Raw genomic sequence first — 24,062 nt, forward strand, 5'->3', positions numbered from 1 at the left:
CCGTCCATGCCCCGCTTGTCCAAGTTCCGCGCATCGCGCACGTCCCCTCGATGGTTGGTTGCAGGCGTAGCGATCGCGCTTTCGGCGTCGGCAACCGGCGTCGCCGCCCAATCCGCAGCGGCCAACCGCACGGGTGCCGCCAGCGTGGCGCGCTACGATTTGCCGGCCATGCCCCTTAGCGATGCCTTGGTGCGCATTGCGCAGCAAAGCGGCCGCTCGGTATCGGTCGATCCCGCATTGGTCACCGGTGTTCGGGCGCAACCCGTGCAGGGTGCGTACAGCGTGGAAGAGGCCGTGCGCCGCGCCATGCAGGGCACCGGCCTGGAAGTGTGGGTGACGTCGAACGACACCATCAGCGCGCGGCGAGTGCCGCTCGCCGGGGCCGCAGCCGAACTGGAGCCGGTGCGCGTGCTGGGAACGGCCGAAACGGCGTTTGCCCACGTCGACGGCTATGTGGCACATCGCGGTAGCGCAGGAATGAAAACCGACACCGCGCTCGTCGAAACGCCGCAGTCGATTTCAGTCGTGACCAGCGATCAGATCCGTGCCGTCAAGGCCAGCTCAGTGGCCGATGCCTTGGGCTACACGCCGGGATTCGCGTCGCAGTCCCCCGCGTTCAGCCGCATGGTCGACGACTTCATGCTGCGCGGCTTCAACGTTGCGGCGGGTAATAGCGGTCAGTTGCGCGATGGGTTGAAGCTGCAATCCAGCGTATATGACGGCGGCCAGGAGCCGTACGGTCTGGAGCGCGTCGAAGTGTTGCGCGGCGCAGCCTCGGTGCTCTACGGCCAGCTGGGCCCGGGCGGCGTGGTGAACACCATCAGCAAACGGCCCACGACCGAGCCCCTGCGAGAGCTCAACGTTGAGGCGGGAAGTTATGGCCGGCGCCAGTATTCCGGTGATTTTTCGGGTCCGCTGACGGAAGACGGGGTGTGGTCGTATCGGCTGACCGGATTGGTACGCGACGCCGATAACTGGATGGATCATGTGCCCGACGATCGCACGTATCTGGCGCCGGCGCTGACATGGCGGCCGTCGGCGGCGACCTCACTCACCTTCCTAGCCAGCTACCAGCGCATCCGCACCAAATTCGCGGCACCCTTGCCCGCAGCGGTCACATTGAATGGCGCATTGCCGCGCGATCTGTTTATCGGCGAACCCAATTTCGACCGCTACAACACCGACAGCTACACCGCAGGATATGTGTTTGAGCATGCCTTCAACGACCGCGTGAAAGTGCGCCAAAGCGCGCGTTATTTCACTGCCGACGGCAACTGGGATTATTTGTCTTTCGGCGGCTTGCAGGCGAACGGCCAAACCTTGCGCCGCGGCGTCATCAGTCGCACCGAAAAATCCTACGGTGTGGCAGGCGACACCTCGCTCGAATGGAAGGGCGACACAGGCCCGCTCGATCACACCGTACTGGTGGGCGCCGATTACTACAAAAGCAGCTACACGTCGCATCGTCACAGCGGCAGCGTGGCACCGCTGGCGAACATTTACGCGCCGGTTTACGGCGCCAGACCGATAGTGCAGACCGGTGCCGACTACGGCATCGCCACGCGCAGCGATGCCTTCGGCTTATATGCGCAAGACCAGATCAAGCTGCAGGACCGATGGGTGGTGGTGCTTGGCGGGCGGCACGATTGGGCCGACACCAAACAGAAAAGCTACCAGACCGGTGCCGACACGACGTTGCAGGACAGCGCGACCACCGGGCGTGCCGGTGTGGTCTATCTGGCCGACAACGGCCTGGCGCCGTATGTGAGCGCGAGCCAATCGTTCTCGCCGACCATCGGTGTAGACCGCAGTGGCAATGCGTTCGAGCCAACGAAGGGGACGCAATACGAACTTGGCCTGCGTTACGAGCCGCCCGGTTCGAACATGCTCTACAGCGCAGCCATTTACGATCTGACGCAGCGCAATGCCCTCACGGTGGACCCGGCCGACAGCACGTTCTCCGTGCAAACCGGCAAAGTGCGTTCACGTGGTCTCGAGCTTGAGGCCAAGATGGGATCGGGTCCGTGGAATGTGACGGCCGCATACGCGTATACCGACGCACGAACCATCAAAGCAAACGACCCCCTGCTGGTGGATCAACGGGTGTCGCTCGTGCCGTTGCACACCGCCTCGCTTTGGGTCGATCGCGACATGCGCTCCCTCGGCTTGACCGGCTTGAAGCTTGGCGCAGGCGTGCGCTACGGCAGCTCGACCAATCTGGCGGGTTATCCAGGCAACGTCTCCGGTCAGTTCCTGGTGGACGCGCTGGCCAGCTACGACTTCGGCGCGGTGTCGCCCGACATGGCCGGCCTGAGCCTGACGGTAAACGCCCGCAACCTGTTCAACCGCGGGTTCGTCACATGCTCGGGTGCAACGGGCTGCCGTTACGGCGATCCGCGCACGCTGTACGCCACCGTCAGTTATCGCTGGTAGACGGCCAGGCGTCGTTACGCCCGATCGCGCGGCTCGCGCGTCTCGCGTTCGGCGTCCACCACCGACTGGCGCCGAAAGCGTCCCGCGGCGAGGTGGTAGAACGGTTGCGGGCAAAACTGCCGCGCCACCATCGAGGCGGTCAGGCAGGCAAACAGCAGCCAGAAGAGGGCGGGCTGGTTGCCCGTCATTTCCATCACCACCACGCTGGCCGTGAGCGGCGCCTGTGTGGCGGCCGCAAGAAAGGCAGCCATTGCAATCAATACGATGAAGCGCTGATCCACGGCGCCGCCGGCCAACTGCCAGATTTGTTCACCGATGCCCGCTCCGGTGGTAAGTGCCGGCGTGAAAATCCCGCCTGGGATGCCTGCCCAGTACGACGCCACGGTAGCGGCCAATTTGGCCAGACCGAATCCCTCAGGCGCAGGATGCTCGCCGGCCAGCAAGCCACTGGCGATCCCATAACCCGTGCCGTACACCGACCCCTGCGTGAGCGCGCCCAGGCAAGCGATCGCCAGGCCAAGCAGGGCCGCGCAGTAGATCGGATGACGCCGCACCCACGCGCGGCAGCGCGCGGGCGCCACACCGGCCAGCCCTTTGCCCAACAGCCGCGCAAAGATGCCACCAAGCACGCCACACACCACGCCGCACAGCAGCACCCACCAGACCACGCTTTGTGCGATGACCACGCCGGTAGCACGCTCGAAATAGGGGTTGTTGCCGGCGATGGCGACCACGATGAAGCCGGCTGCCAGCACACCGATCAACACCAGCCGCTGCCAACGCAGCACCGTGCCGCGCCCGAGTTCCTCGATGGCGAAGATCACGCCTGCAAGCGGGGCGTTGAAGGCCGCTGCCAACCCGCCGGCGGCGCCTGCGGCAATCAATTCATTGGCATGAAATCCGCGCAACGACCAGCCGCGTGCTTTCCAGAATTGGCCCCAGGCCAGCATGAGCGCCGCACCCACTTGAACGGACGGGCCTTCTCGGCCGATCGATGCGCCGGCCAGCATGCCGGCAAAGGTCAACGGCACTTTCCAGAGGCATTGCGCCAAGCCCACGAGTCGCGACTGTGCGGGGCCCGGTGGTAGGCTCAAGGCGGCAATCACCTGCGGAATGCCGCTGCCCGATGCATTCGGTGCCAGACGCAACGTGAGCCAGCGAATGATCGGCAGCCCGATGGGAAGCAGCAGAAACGCCCACAGTCCGTTGTGCGCAATCCACTCCGCATTCTTCTCGAGCGCCCAATCGGCCATCTGCGCAAATGCCAGCGAGACCAGGCTGACCAGCGCGGCACCGCCCAGCAGCAGGCCCATCTGGGCGCTTTTTCTGGACAGGCGGCCAGTCTGACGCGCCTTGCGGCGTGCCAATCGGCGGGTTCGTGCGGAGAGATAGCGCCAACGTTCGTCTGGTTTCACGCCGAAGATGTTACGCGTGTAAGTTGACAGTGCGGTAAATCGGCATCGAAAGCCGCCGTTCCGTCGCCTGCAAGAACGAACAGCGTCGCGCCAATGCAACGGCGTTCATCGCGCCAAACGCCTCCACATCTTGAATAGAAACAACGGTTTGCAACATTCGCAGCCTTGTCAGCCTGGGGTAGGGCGGGCAGCGGTAGACTTTCACAGTCTTGTCACTCAACCGTCAAATACGTGACATGTGCGGCCGTCAGACTTCCATGAACGTCCTGGAGGGATTGATATGCACGAACTTGTCCGCATTGAAGCGCAACGCAACGTGTTATCCGCTTTACCTCAAGTCGAGAGCAACGGCCTGATCGTCGGGCTGGCTCGCTCGTCCGACGAGATCGAAGAAATCCAACGTTTACGCTACAACGTCTTTACCGAGGAAATGGGCGTCGTCTTTCCTCACGCGAAGGATGGCATCGACCGCGACCGGTACGATCAATGGTGCGAGCACCTCTTGGTGCGCGAACTCAGTACCGGCCGGGTGGTGGGCACCTATCGTATCCTTACCCCCGAAAAAGCGCTGGCTGCCGGCGGCTACTACTCCGAATCCGAATTCGATCTGAGCGCACTCGCGCCGATTCGCAGTGGCCTGGTTGAAGTGGGCCGTTCGTGTACCCACCCCGACTTCCGCAACGGGGGCGTCATCATGCTGTTGTGGACCGGCGTGTCGCAATTGCTGCGCGCGGGTGGCTATCGCTATGTGCTGGGCTGCGCCAGCGTGAGCCTGCGCGACGATGGCGTGACGGCCGCACAAGTGTGGCGCGAGGTGTCGTCGCGCCGTACCGAAGGCGAACACCTGCAGGTCAAACCGCTGCACCGCTACCCGTTCGAACGGCTCAACAGCACGTTGCCGGCGCGTCTGCCGCCGCTGATCAAGGGCTACATGAAGCTGGGCGCCACGGTGTGTGGCGAGCCGGCCTGGGACCCCGATTTCAATGCCGCTGATTTTCCGGTCATGCTCGATATCCTCAACATGGATCCGCGCTATCGACGGCATCTGGGGCTGGAATACACGCCCACCAAGCCTGCCGCATTGCATGCCGTAGGCGGCACGGGGCACGCTGCCATGGCCGCTGCTGGTCGCGCGTCGAGTAGCGCATCGGGCACCGGCACAGGAACGGGATCGGGCACGGCCTCAGGCACGAGGCCAGCCAAGGTGCAAGTGCGCGAGACGGCCCGTTGGACCGCCGCGCCCGACCTTGTCACCACACCGCGTTTTTCGCGCTAGGCGGCGCCATGATGCGCGCCTGGCGCCGCCTGAAGGTAAAAACGGTACGCCGTCTTACCTGGGGAGTGCGATCAGCACTCAAGCAACTCGAAAGAGAAACCAACCTTCTTCCATTCTGACTCCTCCGCTCGCAGGGTGAAGTCGCTCAGCGGGTGCTTGGCCAGCCAGTCCTGATCGATCCGGATCTTGATGTCGTCGTGATCCACCGCCAAGGACAGCGGCAGCGGCGAGATGGATTCGCGGCGGCGGGCCAGTTGTACGGCCAGCCGCAGGCAAAGGATCGCCAGCCACTGCTTGTGCTGGCGCACGAGCGGCTCGATCTTGTTGAGTTTGCCCTGGTGTGCCAGTGCCAGCAGCGCCAGCAATTGCTGATCGGCCCGCGAGAATCCCGGCATATCGGCGTTTTCGAGAATGTAGGCCGTGTGCTTGTGATACGTGTTGTGGGCGATCGAGATCCCCACTTCATGCAGATCGGCCGCCCAGCCCAGCGCCAGGCGCAGTTCGGTTTGCTGACCTTGCGGCACGATGCTGTCGAACAACGCGATCGCGGCATGCCGTACGCGTGCGGCTTGCGCCGTATCCACGTGATAGCGCTTCGTGAACTGCCGCACCGATTCGTCGCGCTTGTCGTGCTCGGCGTCGCGCCCCAGCAGATCGTGCAGCACGCCCAATCGCAGCGCGCCGTCGCCGGTGTACATCACGTCGATATTCAGTTCGTCGAAAATGGCCGACATGATCGCCAGCCCGCCCGGCAGCACATCGCTGCGCTCGAGCTTGATGCCGGGCAATTCTTCGGGCACCACGCGGCCCGAGCGCACGATCCGGTCTTTCAGGCGGGCCAGGCCGGCACGCGTGATGCCCGTTTCCGAAAACCCGCACTGCGTAAGAATGGCAAACAACGCCTTGGCCGTGCCGGAAGAGCCGTACGCTTCCTTCCAGCCCACCTTGCGGTACTGGCGGGCGATCACTTCGATCTCGCGGCGTGCGGCCTGTTCGGCCAGCTTCATCTGATGCGCATCCACGATGCCGTCGGCGAAGAACTGGCGGCTATAGCTTACGCAGCCCATGTACAACGACGACATCAACTGCGGCTCGAAACCCTTGCCGATGATCACTTCGGTCGATCCGCCGCCGATATCCACCACCAGGCGCTTTTCGGGTGAGGGCGGCAGCGTGTGTGCCACGCCGTTGTAGATCAGCCGTGCTTCTTCGCGCCCCGCGATCACTTCGATGGGGAAACCCAACGCCGCTTCTGCGCGCGGCAAAAACTCAGGGGTATTGCGGGCCACGCGAAAGGTGTTCGTGGCCACGGCGCGCACGCGATCCGGGTGGAAGCTGCGCAACCGCTCGCCAAACCGCTCCAATACCGCCACGGCGCGATCGATGGCTTCACCGCTCAAGCGCTTGTCGGCATCGAGCCCAGCCGCCAGCCGCACCGTTTCTTTCAGGCGGTCGATCTGATAGATCTGCGGCACGCCATCCTGCGTGACGACGCGTCCGAGCGACAGGCGAAAGCTGTTGGAGCCGAGGTCGACCGCTGCCAGAAGATTGTTCATGACATCCGTGTTCAAAAGCTGAAATGTGGGGGGATTATAAGTACGTCATATGACAGTCCCTGGGCCATGAAGGCTTACGCTCTCATCCATCGGCGGGAGCGCACCGGTGGGCGCGGTTATTTCAATTGGATGGACGCTTTTTCGGGGGGGTGACGTGTGTTTGTGCCTTAAGGTGAGCGCCCCACTCATCACACCCTTTGTCCTTTTTAACGCGCTGTCATGGAAGCGTCACGAATTTGCAGTAAAACTGGATGACTTGTCACAAATGGACCTTGTATGACGACGCGATTGCCCAATGAGCCGCTATTTCTCAATCGTGAGCTGTCCCTGCTGAAGTTCAATGAGCGTGTATTGGCCATGGCCGAAAAGCCCAGCACCCCGTTGCTGGAGCGGCTGCGGTACGTATGCATCGTGAGTTCGAATCTGGACGAGTTCTTCGAGATCCGTATTTCGACCCTGAAAGTTCAGCAACGCACCAATCCCCAACTGCTGGGCATGGACGGCCTGAATGCCGACGCGGCGTTGGACGAAGTGGAGAGCGCCGTCCATCGGCTCGTGCAGCGCCAGTATGCGCTGCTCAACGACGATATCTTCCCCCGCATGCATGCCGAAGGCATCGTGCTGCATCACGCCTCCGAATGGAACGAAGCCCAGTTGCAATGGGCGCGCGAAACCTTCAATCGCGATGTAATGCCGCTCTTGACGCCGATCGGCCTCGATCCGGCGCATCCGTTTCCGCGCGTCTACAACAAGAGCCTGAACTTCATCGTTCCGCTCTCCGGCGTAGATGCCTACGGCCGCAAAGCCACGATCGCCATTGTGCAGGCGCCGCGCGCCTTGCCGCGATTGCTGTCGATGCCCTCCGAGATCTCCGGTCATCCGCACGGCTATGTGCTGTTGACATCGCTCTTGCGCGCGTTTGTGGGCGAACTGTTTCCCGGTCTGGAAATCCAGGGCTGCTACCAGTGGCGCGTGACGCGCAACAGCGATCTGTTCGTCGACGAAGAAGAAGTCACGAACCTGCGCCATGCGCTGCAAGGTGAATTGTCGCAACGGCATTTCGGTGCAGCGGTGCGCCTGGAGATCGACAAGCTCACGCCGCCCGAGCTCGAACTTTTTCTGCAGCGCGAGTTTTCACTGGGACCGGACGACACCTATCGCGTCAACGGTCCGGTCAACCTCACGCGCCTGATGCAGCTGTGCAATGTGGGTCGCCCCGATCTGCTGTTTCCGGATTACCACGCCATCATGCCGGCGCCGTTCGACGAGGTGGACGACAAGCCGACCGCCATGTTCGCCGCGATCGCCCAGCAAGATCGCTTGCTGCATCACCCGTATCAATCGTTCCAGCCGGTGATCGACTTCCTGACGGCGGCCGCGCTCGATCCCGATGTGATGGCCATCAAGCAAACCATCTACCGCACCGGTGAAGACTCCGAGCTCATGCAGATCCTGCTGCGGGCTGCACAGGCCGGTAAGGAAGTGACGGTGGTGGTGGAATTGATGGCGCGGTTTGACGAGCAAACCAATATCAACTGGGCCGCACGCCTCGAAGAAGTGGGTGCGCACGTGGTGTATGGCGTGGTGGGCCATAAAACGCACGCCAAGATGGCGCTCGTGCTGCGTCGGGAAAAAGGCCGCCTGCGCCGCTATGCGCACCTTGGCACCGGCAACTACCATCCCCGCACGGCCAAGCTCTACACCGATTTTGGCTTGCTCACCGCCGACTCGGCGCTGTGCGAAGACATGGATCGCGTGTTCTCGCAGCTCACCGGTCTTGGCGCACGCCGGCCGATGAAGCAACTCTTGCAGGCGCCGTTTACGCTGCACGAGAAGATGGTCGAGATGATTCGCGCCGAGGCCGAAGCGGCCAAGGCCGGCCGCAAGGCGCGCATCATGGCCAAAATGAACTCGCTGCTCGAGCAAACCGTGATCGAGGAGCTCTATCTGGCCAGCCAGGCCGGCGTGAAAATCGATCTGATCGTGCGCGGCGTGTGCGCGCTGCGCGCCGGTGTGCCGGGTTTGTCCGACAACATCCGCGTGCGTTCCATCATCGGCCGCTTTCTTGAGCATGCCCGCGTGTTCTATTTCCACGCCGAGGGCGAAGAGCGCGTTTATCTGTCGTCGGCCGACTGGATGGACCGCAACTTCTTCCGCCGCGTCGAAATCGCTTTCCCGGTCAATGACCCCGTGCTCAAAAAGCGCGTGATCAACGAATCCTTCACCTATGCCTTGCGTGACAACCAATTGGCCTGGGTGCAGCAACCCGATGGCGACTACGCCCGCGTGAAGGGCCGTGGCGAGCCCGTCAACCTGCATCAGGAGCTGATCCGCGTCCTGGGGTAGGGTGACCTACCGGCTCAGCAGCCCAGCGCCGGCACAGGCCCGCGCTGGGCTGTTACGTTTTGATGGCGCATGCTGAGCTGGCCAGACTTGCCATCGCAAAAGCCGCTTAATGCTGGATCTTCATCCGGCCCTCGCTCCGGTCGACTGGCGGGCGTTGACCCGCTATCCGTCATTTCGCTCGGATGCGCAGCCGTTGCACCGCCAAAAAGACATGTTTTTTACTGTCACTATCTTGTCATCTTCGGTGTTTACCATTCGTTCCGTTGATGGCCGATCACAGCGGTGACGGCCTGCAGACAGGAACAGCGGCGTATCAGCCGCGGTCGCAATCTCCAACGAACACTGAAGGGAACTGAAATGTTCAACCGTGTTATCAAACAAGTTACGATCGGCGCAGCTCTGGGCTTTGCCGCTTTCGCGGTGCACGCGCAATCGACCTCCGTAACGGGCGCAGGCGCCTCGTTCCCGTACCCGATCTATGCCAAATGGGCATCGGATTACAAGGCCGCCAAGGGCGTGGCCGTCAACTACCAATCCATCGGTTCGGGCGGCGGTCAGCAACAGATCATCGCCAAGACGGTCGATTTCGGCGCATCGGACGATCCGATGAAGGCTGAAGACCTGTCGAAGAACAACCTGGTCCAGTTCCCCGCCGTCATCGGCGGCACGGTGCCGGTCGTCAACATCGACGGCGTCAAGCCCGGCCAGCTCAAGCTCTCCGGCGCACTGCTGGGCGACATCTACCTGGGCAAGGTCAAGAAGTGGGACGATCCCGCGATCCAGAAGCTGAACAGCGACGTCAAGTTGCCGAGCGCCGACATCGTCGTCGTTCACCGTTCGGACGGCTCGGGCACGACCTTCGGCTGGACCAACTACCTGTCGAAAGTGTCCCCCGAGTGGAAGTCGACCGTGGGTGAAGGCAAGGCTGTGAAGTGGCCCGTGGGTCAAGGCGGCAAGGGTAACGAAGGCGTCGCCGCCTACGTCGGCCAGCTGAAGAACTCGATCGGCTACGTCGAATACGCCTACGCCAAGCAAAACAAGCTGTCGCACACGCAAGTGCAAAACGCCGACGGCAAGTTCGTGCAACCCGAGCAATCGGCCTTCGCTGCTGCCGCCGCCAACGCCGACTGGGCCAGCGCCCCGGGCATGGGTGTCGTGCTGACCAACGAACCGGGTGCCGCGTCGTGGCCCATCACCAGCGCCACGTTCATCCTGATGCAGAAGTCGCAAGACAAGCCGCAGCAAGCAAAGGCTGTGATGGACTTCTTCAACTGGGCCTGGACGGACGGTGGCAAGTCGGCTTCGGCGCTTGACTATGTGCCCCTGCCCAAGGAAGTGACGGACAAAATCGTCGCCACCTGGAAGACGGACATCAAGGCTGCCGACGGTTCGGCAATCTGGAAGTAATGCTTCAAGCGAAGCGATGAGCAGTAAGCGTCAAATCATCGCGCGGCGCGTGTTGCCTGAAAAGGGTACGCGCGCCGTGTCGATCATCGGTCTCCTGTCTTGCCACCGGTTCAACCTTTAGGAACACGCATCCATGAGTGCGGTAATGAATCATAATGGGCCGATGTCTCAACCCAAGTCTGGTGCTACGGTTGGCACCCCTGAGCCCATGAAAAAAAGCCGCAACGCGTTATTCGATGCGATTTTCAGAAACCTCACACGCACCTTTGCGTTTCTGGTTTTCAGCCTTCTCGCCGCGATTCTGATCTCGCTCATCTACGGCAGTTGGGATGCTCTGGTCGGTTACGGCCCGTCGTTCCTCTGGACCAATGACTGGGATCCCGTCAACACCACATTCGGCGCGGTCGTGCCGATCGTGGGCACCTTGCTCACGTCAGCGATCGCCCTCATCATCGCCGTGCCTGTGTCTTTCGGCATCGCGATGTTCCTTACCGAACTCTCGCCCACCTGGCTGCGTCGCCCCTTGGGCACCGCCATCGAAATGCTGGCGGCCATCCCGTCCATCATCTACGGCATGTGGGGCCTGTTCGTTTTCGTCCCGATCTTCCAGGTGTACATCCAGCCCACCATGATTGCGGTGCTTTCCGGCATCCCCTTCATCGGCGGCTTCTTCACCGGCCCCCCGTTCGGTATCGGCATCTTCACCGCCGGCCTGATCCTCTCCATCATGGTCATCCCGTTCATCACCGCGGTCATGCGCGACGTGTTCGAACTGGTGCCGCCGTTGCTCAAAGAGTCGGCCTACGGCTTGGGCAGCAGCACCTGGGAAGTCATGTGGAAAGTGGTGCTGCCTTTCACCAAAACAGGTGTGGTGGGCGGCATCATGCTGGGCCTGGGCCGCGCGCTTGGCGAAACGATGGCCGTGACCTTCGTGATCGGCAATGCCTTCCGTACACCCGATTCGATCTTCTCGCCCGCCAACTCGATTGCATCGGCACTGGCCAATGAGTTCAACGAAGCTGGGGGCTTGCAGAAGGCCGCCTTGATCGAGCTTGGACTCATCCTGTTCCTGATCACCACCATCGTGCTTGCCTTGGCCAAGTTCATGCTGGTGCGTCTGTCGAAATCCGAAGGCACGAAGAGCTGATCGCGTCTCGCGTCGCGCTTACACTAGGAAAAAGCATGGCCGCCAATCCCGTTCTCTCGATGAACAACAAGGTGTACAAGACCCGCAGCATGGTCAACAAGATCATGCTCGTGCTGTCGCTGATCGCGCTGCTGTTCGGCCTCTTCTGGCTGTTCTGGATCATCGGCACGCTCGTCTACAAAGGCGCCGGCGCCTTGTCGTATACGCTGTTCACGCAAATCACGCCGCCGCCCGGTCAAATGGGCGGATTGGCAAACGCCATCTTCGGTAGCGTCATGATGGTGGGCGTGGGTACGCTCATCGGCACCCCGATCGGCATTCTCGCCGGCACCTACTTGGCCGAGTATGGCCAACGCGGCTGGCTCGCGCCGGCCACGCGCTTCCTGAACGACGTGCTGCTCTCGGCCCCGTCGATCATCATCGGCCTCTTCATCTACGCCGTGTATGTGTATCAGGTGGGTCATTACTCTGGCTGGGCCGGCGCGATCGCCTTGTCGATTCTCGTCATCCCCGTCGTTGTGCGCACTACCGATAACATGCTCATGCTCGTGCCCAACAGCCTGCGCGAAGCCGCCGTGGCCTTGGGTTGCCCCAAGTGGCGCATGATCATGATGGTGTCGTACCGCGCTGCACGCTCGGGCATCATCACCGGCGTATTGCTCGCCGTGGCCCGCATCGCCGGCGAAACCGCACCATTGCTGTTTACTGCGCTGTCGAACCAGTTCATGTCGTGGGATATGAATGCGCCGATGGCCAACCTGCCGGTCGTGATCTTCCAATTCGCCGCCAGCCCCTTCCCCGACTGGAACACGCTGGCCTGGGCCGGTGCTGCACTGATCACTCTGCTGGTGCTCGCGATCAACATCATCGCCCGCAACTTGTTCCGTCAACAATAAATGCCAAACCCGGGCGCATCGGCGCCCGTACAGGATTTTGCCGTCATGGATAAAACCGCTATTGCCGCCGCGCCGTTGCACTCCAAGTTGCAGGTCAACGATCTCAACTTCTACTACGGCAAGTTTCATGCGATCAAAAACGTGAGCATGCAGATCGCCGAGAAAAAGGTCACCGCCTTCATCGGCCCCTCGGGCTGCGGCAAATCGACGCTCTTGCGCACGTTCAACCGCATGTTCGAGCTCTACCCGGGCCAGCGCGCCGACGGCGAAATCCTGCTCGACGGCGAGAACCTGCTCACCTCGAAAACGGACATCTCGCTCTTGCGCGCCAAGATCGGCATGGTGTTTCAGAAGCCCACCCCGTTTCCCATGAGCATCTACGACAACGTCGCCTTCGGCGTGCGCCTGTTTGAAAAGCTCAGCAAAGGCGAAATGGAAGAGCGCGTCGAATGGGCGCTCTCCAAGGCTGCGCTGTGGAACGAAGTGAAAGACAAGCTCCACCAAAGCGGCAACAGCCTCTCGGGCGGCCAGCAACAACGCCTGTGCATCGCACGCGGCGTGGCCATCAAGCCCGAAGTGCTACTGCTCGACGAACCGTGCTCGGCGCTGGATCCCATTTCCACCGCCAAGATCGAAGAGCTGATCGCCGAGATCAAGAACGACTACACCGTTGTGATCGTGACCCACAACATGCAGCAAGCGGCCCGTTGCTCGGACTTCACCGCCTACATGTACCTGGGCGAGCTGATGGAATTTGGCGAAACGGACCAGATCTTCGTCAAGCCCACGCGCAAGGAAACCGAGGACTACATCACTGGTCGATTCGGTTAAGGGCTTGAACGCGTGCGGCGGTGTTTGAGTTAGCCGCGCCCGCGGAAAAGCGCCGATGCATAAAGCGTTGACGCAAATAAAACGAAGCGCCGATTCAGTTGAATTCGGCGCTTTTGTTTTGTGGCTGCAGTGGCGCGAGCGCCGCGCACTTACCTGCGGAACGCGGCCTGTTGCCCCGCCATCACAGCAGATAATCGCCGTTCGCTTCAGGCTGGAAAGGAATCCCTTCCACACGTAGCGTTGTCTCTTTGCCGTTGGGCGTAGCAAACGTCGCTTCTTCGCCCACGCGGCGGCCCAGCAACTCTGCGCCGATCGGCGACAGGATCGACAGCTTGCCCTGGGCAATATCCGCATCCTTGGGATAGCACAGCACCACTTCGCGCTGGTCGCCGGCGGTGTCGCTCACCAGCACGCGCGAATTCATCGTCACCACATCGGGCGGGATATCGCGCGGCGGAACGGTATCGCCTTCGTCCAGGGTATCCACGATCGCCGGCGGATTGCCGTCGGGCGACACGTGCTGTTGCGCCAAACGCGAAATGCGCGCGTGGTCGAGTTCCGAAAAAATTCGGTCGGGTCCAAATGAGGCTGGCATGGCGAGCTCCGGATAAACGCCCGGCATGATTGACGGACGCGTGACACGAGAGAACTGTGGCCCGGCGGTCCAAAACTGCAGGAGGGAAGGTGTGACAGGCCGCCGGGCTTAAATATGTGCGTCGCGGTCCGGCTTGAGAATGTACAGCTGGCCGCACCGACGACCCATCGCCCGCGCACGATCGGCGGCGGGCAACACGAGGGTTCGGGGGCAAAGGGAGTACATCAACCTATCGTACAGCATCGCGAGAGTGATGGGGATGTGCAACAACCCGGAATCGCGGCCCTTTTTGTGGCATGCTCAACCTCATCCAAACGAATGACATCCGCCGCGTCGCCCGTCATGAACGATTTCAATCTTTCCGCCACCACCGTGCCCCTCGGGCTCGGCTTCGAAAGCGCACTTAACCCCCAGGATTTCGTCACGCTTACGCGCGCTGTCAGCCAGTCTGACGCCGCCGTGGTCGTCGCCTGCGCGCAGGGATGCCTGGAACGTTTGCTCAACGTCTGGGCTTCGAAGATGACTGCGGACTCGGACATGTTCACGCGACTGGTCGTGCCGTTTCCCACCAAAGTCATGCTCTGCGGCAAGCTCGGCATGCCCAGCGGGTTTGGATTTGCTTTCAACCAGTTCAATGCATTGGCTGACGCCATTCAGTTGGGTGAAAAGCTTGTGGTGCGCGGCGAGAAAGTGCTGGCAATGGCAACAGCCGTGGATACCTGCGAAACGGCCGGATTGGTAGGCGGGTGCGCAAGCTTTGCGCAAACCCTGGCGCTTGACGAGCAGGGTGCAGCAGACGGCGGGCTCCTCGAATGGGCCACGGTAGATGCGGCGGGCAGGTTGGCCATCTGCTTTCTCACGCTGAATCTGAAGTTTGTGAGCTGGATGCTTGCCGTGCTTGACGCGCGAGATATGGAACTGCCGCTAGAGGCATTGGCGCTGCAGCGCCCGAACTGAGGAGTATCCTGGCTTAAGGAAACACCACCGGCCGCGCCGCAGGCGATGGCAGCACACATTCCACCTTGTGCCCACAATCCGGCACCACCGTTACTTCACGGTTCTTATGCGGCGCGATCAGCTTGCGATCGTAGGCGGCATAAGCCAAACCGCGTTCCAGCCGATAAGGACCTTGAGCCTGCGCCGCGCACGACTTATCCAGAATCTTGTAATAAGCCGCTCGGCCATCCCCCGTATCCAACGCGCCTTCCATGTAGTGCACCTCGGCCTGCGCATAATGCGCGCGCGCCTGCGCCGCCGTGCGGCCTAGATTGGCAGGCAGCTTATCGGTGCCGTACTTCCAGGTGTTGATCGTGGGGCAGGTGGCGGGATCTGCCGGTGGTTGAGGGCGGTAGGCGTCGAAATAGAGCCACGTGCCGGGATCGGAGACGACGAAGCGCAGGCGGACCGTGCCCGCAGCGCTTGGGTTGGCGAAACCGACATAGTGCTGGATAGTCTGTGCGCCTGCAGAGAAGCCAAATACGGTGATCGTTTTGATCGAGGGGTATCTCTGGTGCAGATCGTCGATCAAGGCGTCTAGCGCCGCGAAGGACGTGATGCTGGGGGCGGAGGCAACCTTCCCCGCGCCGCCCGCCATCCAACTGCTGCAGGTCCACACGATGTTGCCGGGTTGGGCTGCGGGGGCGCCAGGGGTTTCGCAACGGGAGGCGTTATCGGCCGCGACCTGGAAGAGGGGGGCGATGATCAGGGTATCGGAGAGTCGACCAGCGGATTGCGCGGCCGAGATGGCGGCGTTAAAGGTCCTGTTCGCGTCGCGCGGGTGGCCGTGCAGCGCAATCAGGGCGGCGGTGGGGGCGGAAAAGCTTGGGGTGGGTTGGGAGGTGTAGTAGGTGAGGGTGCCTGCGGCGCCTGGGGGTGTGAAGGTGGTGAAGCAGGCGGGGGCGGCTGTGGTGCAGGTTTGGGGAGCGGGTGGCTGCGTGGGTGATGCGGCTTTCACCGCACTTGAAAACGTGATCGTGGCCGCTGCCGCTAGGAGGCCTAGCGGCAGTGCAAAGGCGCCGTACCGATGGTTAACGCGCGTTGTGTGGGCAAGGAACATGGCGGCTTTGCGGTTCGAAAACGTCGACGGGTGCAGAAGACATTAGCACTAATGGACGCAGTCAGAAAAAGGTATCTCCTGAGTGATGTACAATCCGCTCCGCATCAACAGTCGGGGCGTAGCGCAGCCTGGTAGCGCATCTGCTTTGGGAGCAGAGGGTCGTGAGTTCGAATCCCACCGCCCCGACCAAAATAACAAAAAGCCGGCAATGAACTTTTTCATTGCCGGTTTTTTTTATCGCAATAAAGAGCACTTCGAATGTCGACGCTCTCAACATGTATGCGACTCTGGTCATGTGAAAAGAACATAGGTGTTGCGAAGATAAAACGCATTACAGATGTCGAGTTGTTGAGTTCTGTAATCTGGGCTAACTTCATACCTTGTTACTAGGCATGGGCCGACAGTAAGTATCCAAAAGCATCCACGTGCGAAAACGATCATCATTTGAAATATTTAGAAATGTTTTGTACGCACTCGTTTTGCGTGAGGTGCAAGGTAGGTTTGGGACGTTGCGAATGGGCGCGGTATTTACCGTGCTTGAGCCATGTCTACACATATTGGGTTTCGCGGTAATTTTTGGGATGATCCGCGGTGGAACGGTAGGCGGTGTTGACTATTCTGTTTTTCTGCTAGTAAGCCTTGCTCCATTCCTACTTTTCAGAAATATCGCATTACAGATGATGGAGAGTTTAGAAGCGAACCGAGCCTTATTTGCTTATCGTCAAATTCTCCCGCTAGATACATTTATAGCCCGAACCTTAGTTGAGTGCGCACTAGCCACGATAGTGTTCGTAATCATAAGCGTATCATTTGAATGGTACGGAATGGCAGCTGGAATTAACAATGTACTGACATGGCTTATTATATTGTTAGCAGGCATAATGTTTTCCTTTGGGCTGGGCTGCATGTTTGCAGTAGTTACTGACTTCGCACCTCAGATAAAAATATTCATACGGCTAAGTTTTTTACCTCTGTATTTCACCTCTAGTGTTTTTTTTCCGCCTTCAAAGCTTCCCCCCCAAGCGATAAATTATCTCTTGTGGAATCCATTTCTCCACCTCATTGAGTTCTTGAGATTAAGTGCTCTGCCAAATTACAAGGTCGCAGACGGCGTGTCGCTGGCATTTTTAATGTCGGCTTCTATGTTGTCCCTGTTTATTGGTCTCGCCTTGTACAGGACACGGCGGCACGAGCTATTGAGGCTCTAATGCTCGAAATCTGCCAACTCACAAAGTCATACCTTACTCCATCAGGGAGAAAGTACATCTTTAAAAACTTAAATTTTTCTGTGCCTCCCGATAAAAATGTTGCGTTAATCGGGCGTAATGGTGCTGGAAAATCTACGTTGATGAGATTGATAGGTGGCGCTGATCGCGCAGACTATGGAACAATCACAACCGATAAGAGTATTTCGTGGCCGGTCGGACTTAGTGGTGGTTTTCAGGGCAGTTTGAGTGGATCGGAGAACGTTAAGTTCGTGTGTCGAGTGAACGGCTGCAATCGACAAGCGATAAGAGATAAGGTCGAATATGTTAGGGAGTTCTCCGAATTAGGTGATTGGTTTCAAGAGCCCGTAAAAACATATTCTTCAGGAATGAGATCTAGATTGGCATTCGGTTTGAGCATGGCATTTGACTTTGACTACTTTCTCATAGATGAAGTGATGTCAGTCGGAGATGCGCAATTTAAAGAAAAATGTAGTGCCGTATTCAATGATAAGTTAAGAAAATCGAAGATAATTCTTGTAACGCACTCTATGAGTGATGTTCGAAAGTTTTGCGATTTGGTTGTTTTAATTCAAGATGGCACTGCAACAACGTTTATAGATGTGGAAGAGGGGATAAGGGCCTACAAAGCCTAGATAATATGTCTGAAAGAAAAAAAAGCTTCTATTTTAAGGCGCCGTTTCTGATAATCGTAGTGTTTCCCTTTTTAATTTCGGTACTCTATTACGTCGTACTGGCTGCCGACCGCTATGTTAGTTCAAGTGAAGTGGTTATTCGAAGCGGCGGGAACGAGAGCAGTCGGTTACCCGGATTGGCGGTTTTACTTGGCGCTGGGAACACGACTTCAAGAGAGGAAACTCTTTACCTAGGAGCTTACTTAAAATCGCCAGACATGTTGAAGATCCTAAACGACAAGCTTTCCTGGAAAGAACACTTTACTAGAAACAAATCAGATCCACTTTTCTGGCTATCCGATGACTCTCCATCCGATGACGTATTTGAGTTCTACAAAAGGATGGTCTCTGCGCATCTGGACGATGTTACAGGTCTCCTCCGAGTCGAGGTTCAAAGTTATGATCCAGAATACTCGCAGCTTGTATTGACTACAATTTTGGCGGAAAGCGAAAAATTTGTTAATGAGATTTCACATCGTATGGCACGCGATCAAATGGAGTTCGCAAAAGGAGAATTAGAAAAATCACTTATTAGCTATAACGCGGCTACTGATAATCTAATAAGTTTTCAGGCTAAAACAAAAACATTCGATGCTCAGGGTAACGCTAAGGGGCGCGCTGAAGTAATCTATGAGATCGAAGCTACGGTAATACGAGATCGTGCGACGCTTGCCACGTATGAGAACACCCTTAGTCCTAACTCTCCTCAAATAAGACAGATTAAATCAAGGATAAAGGGGACGGAGCAACAGTTGCAAGCGGAACGGTCCAAGCTACTAGTCGACGCTGGAGCGAACCGCCTTAATGTTCTCGCTGCGGATTATCGTAATTTGACTATTCAAGCAGCGATCGCGGAGGAAACTTACAAGGTTAATATAAGCGCAGTAGAAAATGCACGGATTGAGGCGACAAAGAAAATACGCAGCTTGGTGACCGTTTCCACGCCAAGTCTATCGGAATTGGCGGCTTTTCCTCGTAAGATATATAACTTAATAACGATATTCATAGTGTTGCTTATAATTTTCGGCATTTACAGATTCGTGGCAGCAACTGTCGAAGACCATCGTGATTAAAATTCCAGAATTTCCATGTCTATATTCAATTCGAAGGCTTAGTGCTTTGCGATTCGCCGCATTCAGACGACTATTCTACATTGCGGCCACTGCATCGGCGCTTGCCGGTTGCGCTTCCCTTTCGGGCGCAGGGCCGTACATGTCGGCTATTACGAACGCCGAAAGCGAGCGCGACGGATATACTGTAATCGATCTCAACGCTGCTAATAGTTCACGATATGCGCGTTCTGAAGAATTACCGCCAAATGCGTCGGTAGCGCAGATCGGAGGGATCGAGATCAAGCTAGCGCCCGGCGATGTTCTAAGGATAATGATTTCCGATAGCGTGTCGGATGGTGCCATATTCGCCCCATTGTCAAGTGGTGGGACGGTATTCTCTTCGGTTCGAGTTGGTGCGTTGGGCTTTGTATCCATACCGTACGCTGGCCAGGTGAAAGTTTCAGGACGCACTCTTAGGGAAAGTGAGATTGCTATCCTTGAAAAACTGAAGGGTGTCGTTTCCGAAGCACAAATCCACCTAGAAATAATAAGCGACCTGTCAGGGTCCGTGCTTGTGGCAGGTGCCGTAAGGAACCCTGGGCGCTTCTCCGTCTTAAAAGGTCCATTGACATTACTGGATGCCATCAATATGGCAGGAGGACCAATAATGGAGCCGCATCTAACGAATGTGATTTTAAGAACGGGAAATGAGGTCACCTCTATCAATTATCAGGAGCTGCTTGGAGGTCTGAATCGTCAGATTCCACCCAGATCGGAAATCGTCGTCGAGCGCGCAAAAAAACGTTTTGTTGCCATGGGGGCAGTGAACAAGCCCGGATTGCACGATATGCCATCAGAATTTCCCACGCTGTTGGAAGCTCTTGGCATGGTCGGAGGACTAAATGAACGTTCCGCTGATCCGCGCGGGGTGTTCATATTCCGGTCGATGCGCTCTTTCGGAGCAGACCCAGGCAAAATGCGCACGGAGGTAATACGCTTGGATATGAGAGCGCCAAGCGCAATTTTCCTCGCGAAGAATTTTCTGTTAAGGCCTGAGGATGCAATATATGTCACAAACTCGCCGGTATATGAATGGCAGAAAATAATTTCTCCTATCGTACAAACTTTAATCCTCGGACAGCGCGTTGAGAATTTCTGAAAACGGAATTAGTGCATTCATCGACGAAAAATGATCAAATTATTTAGAAATAGAAAGTTCAAAAAGCTTCTGCGAGATCCTAAGCTTTTCTTTTTGGACATGTACGCTAAACGTGTCGATCCCACTGGATTCTCACGTACAAGATCAGTTTCTAAGAGCAACTCCAACAGCATTGTTGTAGGCCGAGGGGTGAACGCACCCAGTGACTCTAAGGGACGTTCACGGCCTACGATACTTGAAGATAGCAAAGTTTCGCGAACTAGCTACACTATCGTTAGCGCAATCTATAACGTTGACAAGTATCTTGACGACTATTTTAGTTCGATCGTTTCTCAAACAAATGGTTTTCTCGACAATATATATATCGTAGCGGTTGACGATGGATCCACGGATAAATCTGCCGAGAAAATTAAAAAGTGGCAGAAGAAGTATCCGAAGAACATCAAATATGTTTACAAAGAGAACGGCGGGCAGGCGTCGGCTAGAAATATGGGGCTGGCGTACGTCGATAGTGATTGGGTCGCTTTTGTTGACCCCGATGATTTTCTAGATGTAAATTACTTTTCGAACTTTTCTACAGTAATCGGCAATCATAAATCGAAGCGTCTATTGATGCTGGTTGCGAATACGATATTCTTTAGAGAAAAGAGCAGCGCGTACTCCCATACTCATCCTTTAAAGTTTCGCTTTGAATCCGGGATTGTTGTAACGAAAATAGGCGAATTAGGACGAAACATAAATTTGTCTGCCAGTGCGTCGATTTTCAATGTTGAAGCGATTCGATCTACTGGATGCGAGTTTGATGTACGCATACGTCCAACATTTGAGGACGCGCATTTTCTCAACAAATTTCTTTCGTTGAGTGATGGATATGTCGCTTTCGTCCCAGATTCACGCTACCTGTACCGAAAGCGTGAAGACCAGTCATCTTCATTAGACAAGGCTTGGAGTCATCCAGGTCTTTTCGATCAAGTGCTCGAGCATGGATGCCTCGATCTACTGAAAAGTTCCCCAAACGGAGCGCCAAAACATTTGCAGTGGACCGTGCTCTACCAGATCTGTTGGTATTACAAACAGCTAGTTAATAATTCAAACATTGTCGCGTTTCTATCTGCAGATCAGATTCAGCGTATGCACAGCCTCTTAAGGGATGTGTTCCGACACATCGACGAAAAGACAATTTTGGATTTTAACCTTGCAGGGGTATGGTTTTATCATAAAGTTGCTTGGCTTGGTCTTTACAAAGGGAGAAACCCTTCGACTCAGATAGGATATATCGACGATATTGACCATCAGAAAAAAATTCTAAAAGTCCGCTACTTCACGCCTTTGGTCGAAGCAGAGTCCATTACAGCCGACGGTAAGTTCAGGGCGTGCGTCTATGAGAAGACTATTAAGCATGATTTTCTTGGTGAAACATTCGTCTTAGAACGTCACCTATGGCTACGATACGGCGACCTAGAGGGGTCCGCAAAACTTAGCGCGATGCTCTCCGGGATCCCCGCAAAGCTTTCTCTGCCTGGGGCGAACCCCAAGCGAGAAGTCAGTCTCGCCGCGGTTTTGGATGCGTTCGCCTCACGTCGCCCCCCCATTAACACTACGAATCAGCCACCTATCTGGATCTATATGGATCGGGATGTGCAAGCTGACGACAATGCCGAACATTTTTATCGCTATGCGGTTAAGACGGAGAAGAGTGCGCAGCACTATTTTGTCCTAGATGCAGGGTCACACGACTGGCCTAGGCTCAGCCTAGAAGGATTCAATCTAATCCCCTATGGAACTGTGCAGCACGAAGCTCTGCTTAAGTCAGCGTCAGTAATTATCAGTTCGCATGCTGATAACTACGTAGTCGACTATTTTAAAGATGGAAATCTAACCAAGGACAAAAAGTTTGTTTTTCTTCAGCATGGTGTGATTAAAGACGATCTGTCACGTTGGCTGAATTCTAAGAAGTTGGATATTTTCGTCACTTCTTCGTCGGCCGAATATGATTCAATTGTCTCATCAGGGAACAGATACAAGTTCTCAGAAAAAGAGGTGGTACTTTCCGGACTGCCTCGGCACGACACCTTAACGGGGCAGAAGGGGGCGATCGACAAAACGATCCTCATTATGCCGACCTGGAGAAACAATATTGTTGGTAAGAATTCTTTAGGTAGTAAGCGATTATTAAATGAGGAATTTTCGAATTCGGAATACGCTCGTCGATGGAGTGAGTTTCTGCAGAGTTCGGAATTAGAGTTGCTTTGCAGAAAATTTGGGTACAAGGTTATCTTTTTTCCACATGCAAACGTGCAGCCATACCTGCATACTTTTGTTGCGCCGGAACACGTATTAAAGCTATCTCATGAGGGCGCATCAATCCAGAAATTGATGACGTCTTCTAGAATATTGATAACCGACTACTCATCTGTCGCGTTTGATTTTGCGTATTTGCAGAAATCATTAATCTACTATCAATTTGATCAGGATGATTTCTATCGCGGTCATAGCTACGAGAAAGGATATTTCGACTATACCAATGACGGTTTCGGTCCGGTATGTTTAGAACTTGGAAGTTTGATTGACGAACTGACCAAGGTAATTGAACGAGAGCAAGTCGATGAGCAATATAGGAAACGGATGTTGGGTTTCTTTCCGTTCAGGGATGGGAATAATTCCCAGCGGGTGCTAGAAGCAATCCGGAACTTGTACCGACCTGACTTCGTCCCTTCGCCAAATATCGGCAGCCTTCACGCTTTAATTGTTTGGGGGGATAGACGCGGCGACTGGAATTTGGTCCAGGAGGCTTCGGAAATCTACTTGCAACAAGATACGTTTCACAATCTACGGAGGACTGTTGCCGTTCTCGTACGTGCTGCAAAAGCGAACCGTAGGCTAAGGCGGCATAAGGCGGCCACGGACAACTTATGCGAAGCGCATAAGATCCACGATATCCAAGGGAACGTTATTGACGGGTTGGATGCAGAGTTGCTAGCTCGTGAGTCCCAGTTATTGGCAATCGCTCTCGAAGATTGGGCATTGACGGCGTCGTTGTCGGAACGCTGTGCATCCAACGACGAAATCCTAAATCACGTTCTTGGGTTATCGATGTCTAATGAATGTGCAGCTTTGAAAGCCCTAATGAGCCGAGGACTACCCGATGTTGTGATTCCGTTCATTCAGGTTGCTATTGAATTCGCCGAGGGTGCGTTCGATGTGGTTAGTCAAAGCGAATTTTTCTTGTTGCAATCAGTCAACGCTTCCCCTCAAATTCTAATCGTTCAGATTGAGTCGTTTTTAAAGCTTGGGATGAGTGACTCTGCCTCGAGGGCGCTAGTGCGCTACCGCAAGGTTGCTGGCGGCGATGCGGTTTACCATCGACTAACAGCGCGAGTGCAATATATTTCTGGAAGCTATTCCGATGCTGCGAAGTCCGCGTTGACGGCATTTCCGGGCGGTGTAAATAGCATGCCAACTAATACATTAGAGGTATGTCTTGCCTCGTTCAGGCTTGCCGGAAGCTTGGATACATGTCGAAACTCAATTGCTCAGCTATCGCATACCATGCTAGATCTCGATTTTGTGGTTCGAGAGCGTGCGGAGCTTGCCATGATTGATTCGAAATGGGACGAGGCTTGTCTGCTTTGGAGCCACCTTTACTCTGCCGATCCAAACGTGAATTTCAAGCTGGCAACGAGCTTGCGTGCGATGGGACTGACGCGTGAGGCATTATTGGTGGTCAAGGGTGTCCCGAAATCTGATGCAAAAACGCCTGCTGATTTGTTGCTCGCTTCAGAACTTGCCTATATCGAACGAGACTACGAGTACGCGGAGATATGTTTCGAAAATCTTCTGAGATTGTTTCCGAATTTTGAAACGCCAAAGACAATCTCCAGCTTGCACTCGGTGCGAATGCTGAATTCCACGAACGCGCTTCGTGTAGCCGTCAACCAACTAGGCACACAGAATAACGCGGTAATTGGCGAGGCCTCATTACAGACCTAATGT

General features: G+C 56.4%; 16 protein-coding genes, 1 tRNA gene and 1 pseudogene. 14 read left to right on the top strand and 4 right to left on the bottom strand.

Annotation, left to right across the window (positions count from 1 at the left end):
- Positions 1–6 precede the first annotated feature (6 nt).
- Entirely contained in the window at positions 7–2,433 is a 2,427-nt protein-coding gene (locus tag EYW45_RS21025) for a TonB-dependent siderophore receptor (protein ID WP_161137411.1), read from the top strand.
- A gap of 14 nt (positions 2,434–2,447) precedes the next feature.
- On the opposite strand, the gene EYW45_RS21030 is transcribed toward EYW45_RS21025, so the two are convergent.
- Positions 2,448–3,746 carry a chloride channel protein gene (locus EYW45_RS21030; RefSeq protein ID WP_161138009.1) on the bottom strand — a complete coding sequence of 433 codons (1,299 nt, stop codon included), beginning with the start codon at positions 3,744–3,746 and terminating at the stop codon, positions 2,448–2,450.
- Positions 3,747–4,128: 382 nt separating this feature from the next.
- Between EYW45_RS21030 and EYW45_RS21035 the strand changes: the two are divergent.
- Positions 4,129–4,905: pseudogene (locus tag EYW45_RS21035) on the top strand (GNAT family N-acetyltransferase); the annotation flags it as partial.
- Positions 4,906–5,195: 290 nt separating this feature from the next.
- On the opposite strand, the gene ppx reads toward EYW45_RS21035, so the two are convergent.
- Complete coding sequence (gene ppx / locus EYW45_RS21040; protein ID WP_161137413.1) at positions 5,196–6,680, bottom strand: exopolyphosphatase; 1,485 nt, start codon at positions 6,678–6,680, stop codon at positions 5,196–5,198.
- Between the two features lie 276 nt (positions 6,681–6,956).
- Between ppx and ppk1 the strand changes: the two genes are divergently transcribed.
- The 5 genes from ppk1 (at position 6,957) to pstB (ending at position 13,307) form a co-directional block, all read left to right on the top strand.
- Positions 6,957–9,026, top strand: coding sequence for a polyphosphate kinase 1 (gene ppk1 / locus EYW45_RS21045; RefSeq protein WP_161137414.1), 2,070 nt, complete (start codon positions 6,957–6,959; stop codon positions 9,024–9,026).
- A gap of 357 nt (positions 9,027–9,383) precedes the next feature.
- A complete protein-coding gene (pstS, locus tag EYW45_RS21050; RefSeq protein WP_161137415.1) occupies positions 9,384–10,433 on the top strand; it encodes a phosphate ABC transporter substrate-binding protein PstS in 1,050 nt (349 codons plus the stop codon).
- A 133-nt stretch (positions 10,434–10,566) separates the two neighbouring features.
- Complete coding sequence (pstC, locus tag EYW45_RS21055) at positions 10,567–11,580, top strand: phosphate ABC transporter permease subunit PstC (RefSeq protein ID WP_161137416.1); 1,014 nt, start codon at positions 10,567–10,569, stop codon at positions 11,578–11,580.
- 35 nt (positions 11,581–11,615) lie between these two features.
- Positions 11,616–12,476, top strand: a complete 861-nt coding sequence (gene pstA, locus EYW45_RS21060) for a phosphate ABC transporter permease PstA (RefSeq protein WP_161137417.1) — start codon at positions 11,616–11,618, stop codon at positions 12,474–12,476.
- 45 nt (positions 12,477–12,521) lie between these two features.
- Positions 12,522–13,307, top strand: a complete 786-nt coding sequence (pstB, locus tag EYW45_RS21065) for a phosphate ABC transporter ATP-binding protein PstB (RefSeq protein WP_161137418.1) — start codon at positions 12,522–12,524, stop codon at positions 13,305–13,307.
- Between the two features lie 181 nt (positions 13,308–13,488).
- Here the strand turns inward: pstB and EYW45_RS21070 are convergent, their stop codons facing one another.
- On the bottom strand, positions 13,489–13,902 hold the full coding sequence (locus EYW45_RS21070; protein ID WP_161137419.1) for a GreA/GreB family elongation factor: 414 nt from the start codon (positions 13,900–13,902) through the stop codon (positions 13,489–13,491).
- A 342-nt stretch (positions 13,903–14,244) separates the two neighbouring features.
- Between EYW45_RS21070 and EYW45_RS21075 the strand changes: the two genes are divergently transcribed.
- Entirely contained in the window at positions 14,245–14,859 is a 615-nt protein-coding gene (locus EYW45_RS21075; RefSeq protein WP_161137420.1) for a hypothetical protein, read from the top strand.
- A 13-nt stretch (positions 14,860–14,872) separates the two neighbouring features.
- Here the strand turns inward: EYW45_RS21075 and EYW45_RS21080 are convergent, their stop codons facing one another.
- The gene (locus tag EYW45_RS21080; protein WP_202444850.1) at positions 14,873–15,958 is read right to left on the bottom strand and encodes a hypothetical protein; all 1,086 of its coding nucleotides are present in this window, start codon (positions 15,956–15,958) and stop codon (positions 14,873–14,875) included.
- A 112-nt stretch (positions 15,959–16,070) separates the two neighbouring features.
- On the opposite strand from EYW45_RS21080, the gene EYW45_RS21085 reads away from it, so the two are divergent.
- From EYW45_RS21085 to EYW45_RS21110, 6 genes are all read left to right on the top strand, one after another.
- Positions 16,071–16,147 (top strand) — tRNA-Pro (locus EYW45_RS21085).
- A 236-nt stretch (positions 16,148–16,383) separates the two neighbouring features.
- Positions 16,384–17,166 carry an ABC transporter permease gene (locus EYW45_RS25055; protein ID WP_407924946.1) on the top strand — a complete coding sequence of 261 codons (783 nt, stop codon included), beginning with the start codon at positions 16,384–16,386 and terminating at the stop codon, positions 17,164–17,166.
- A complete protein-coding gene (locus tag EYW45_RS21095; protein WP_161137422.1) occupies positions 17,166–17,819 on the top strand; it encodes an ABC transporter ATP-binding protein in 654 nt (217 codons plus the stop codon). The genes EYW45_RS25055 and EYW45_RS21095 overlap by 1 nt, the downstream gene beginning before the upstream one ends.
- 5 nt (positions 17,820–17,824) lie before the next feature.
- Positions 17,825–18,931: an ABC transporter permease gene (locus tag EYW45_RS21100; protein WP_161137423.1), complete on the top strand. Its 1,107-nt coding sequence runs from the start codon at positions 17,825–17,827 to the stop codon at positions 18,929–18,931.
- 139 nt (positions 18,932–19,070) lie between these two features.
- Positions 19,071–20,069, top strand: coding sequence for an SLBB domain-containing protein (locus tag EYW45_RS21105; protein ID WP_161137424.1), 999 nt, complete (start codon positions 19,071–19,073; stop codon positions 20,067–20,069).
- Positions 20,070–20,099: 30 nt separating this feature from the next.
- On the top strand, positions 20,100–24,059 hold the full coding sequence (locus tag EYW45_RS21110) for a CDP-glycerol glycerophosphotransferase family protein (protein WP_161137425.1): 3,960 nt from the start codon (positions 20,100–20,102) through the stop codon (positions 24,057–24,059).
- Positions 24,060–24,062: the final 3 nt, after the last annotated feature.

The organism is Schauerella aestuarii (assembly GCF_009866805.1).
GTDB lineage: Bacteria > Pseudomonadota > Gammaproteobacteria > Burkholderiales > Burkholderiaceae_B > Schauerella > Schauerella aestuarii.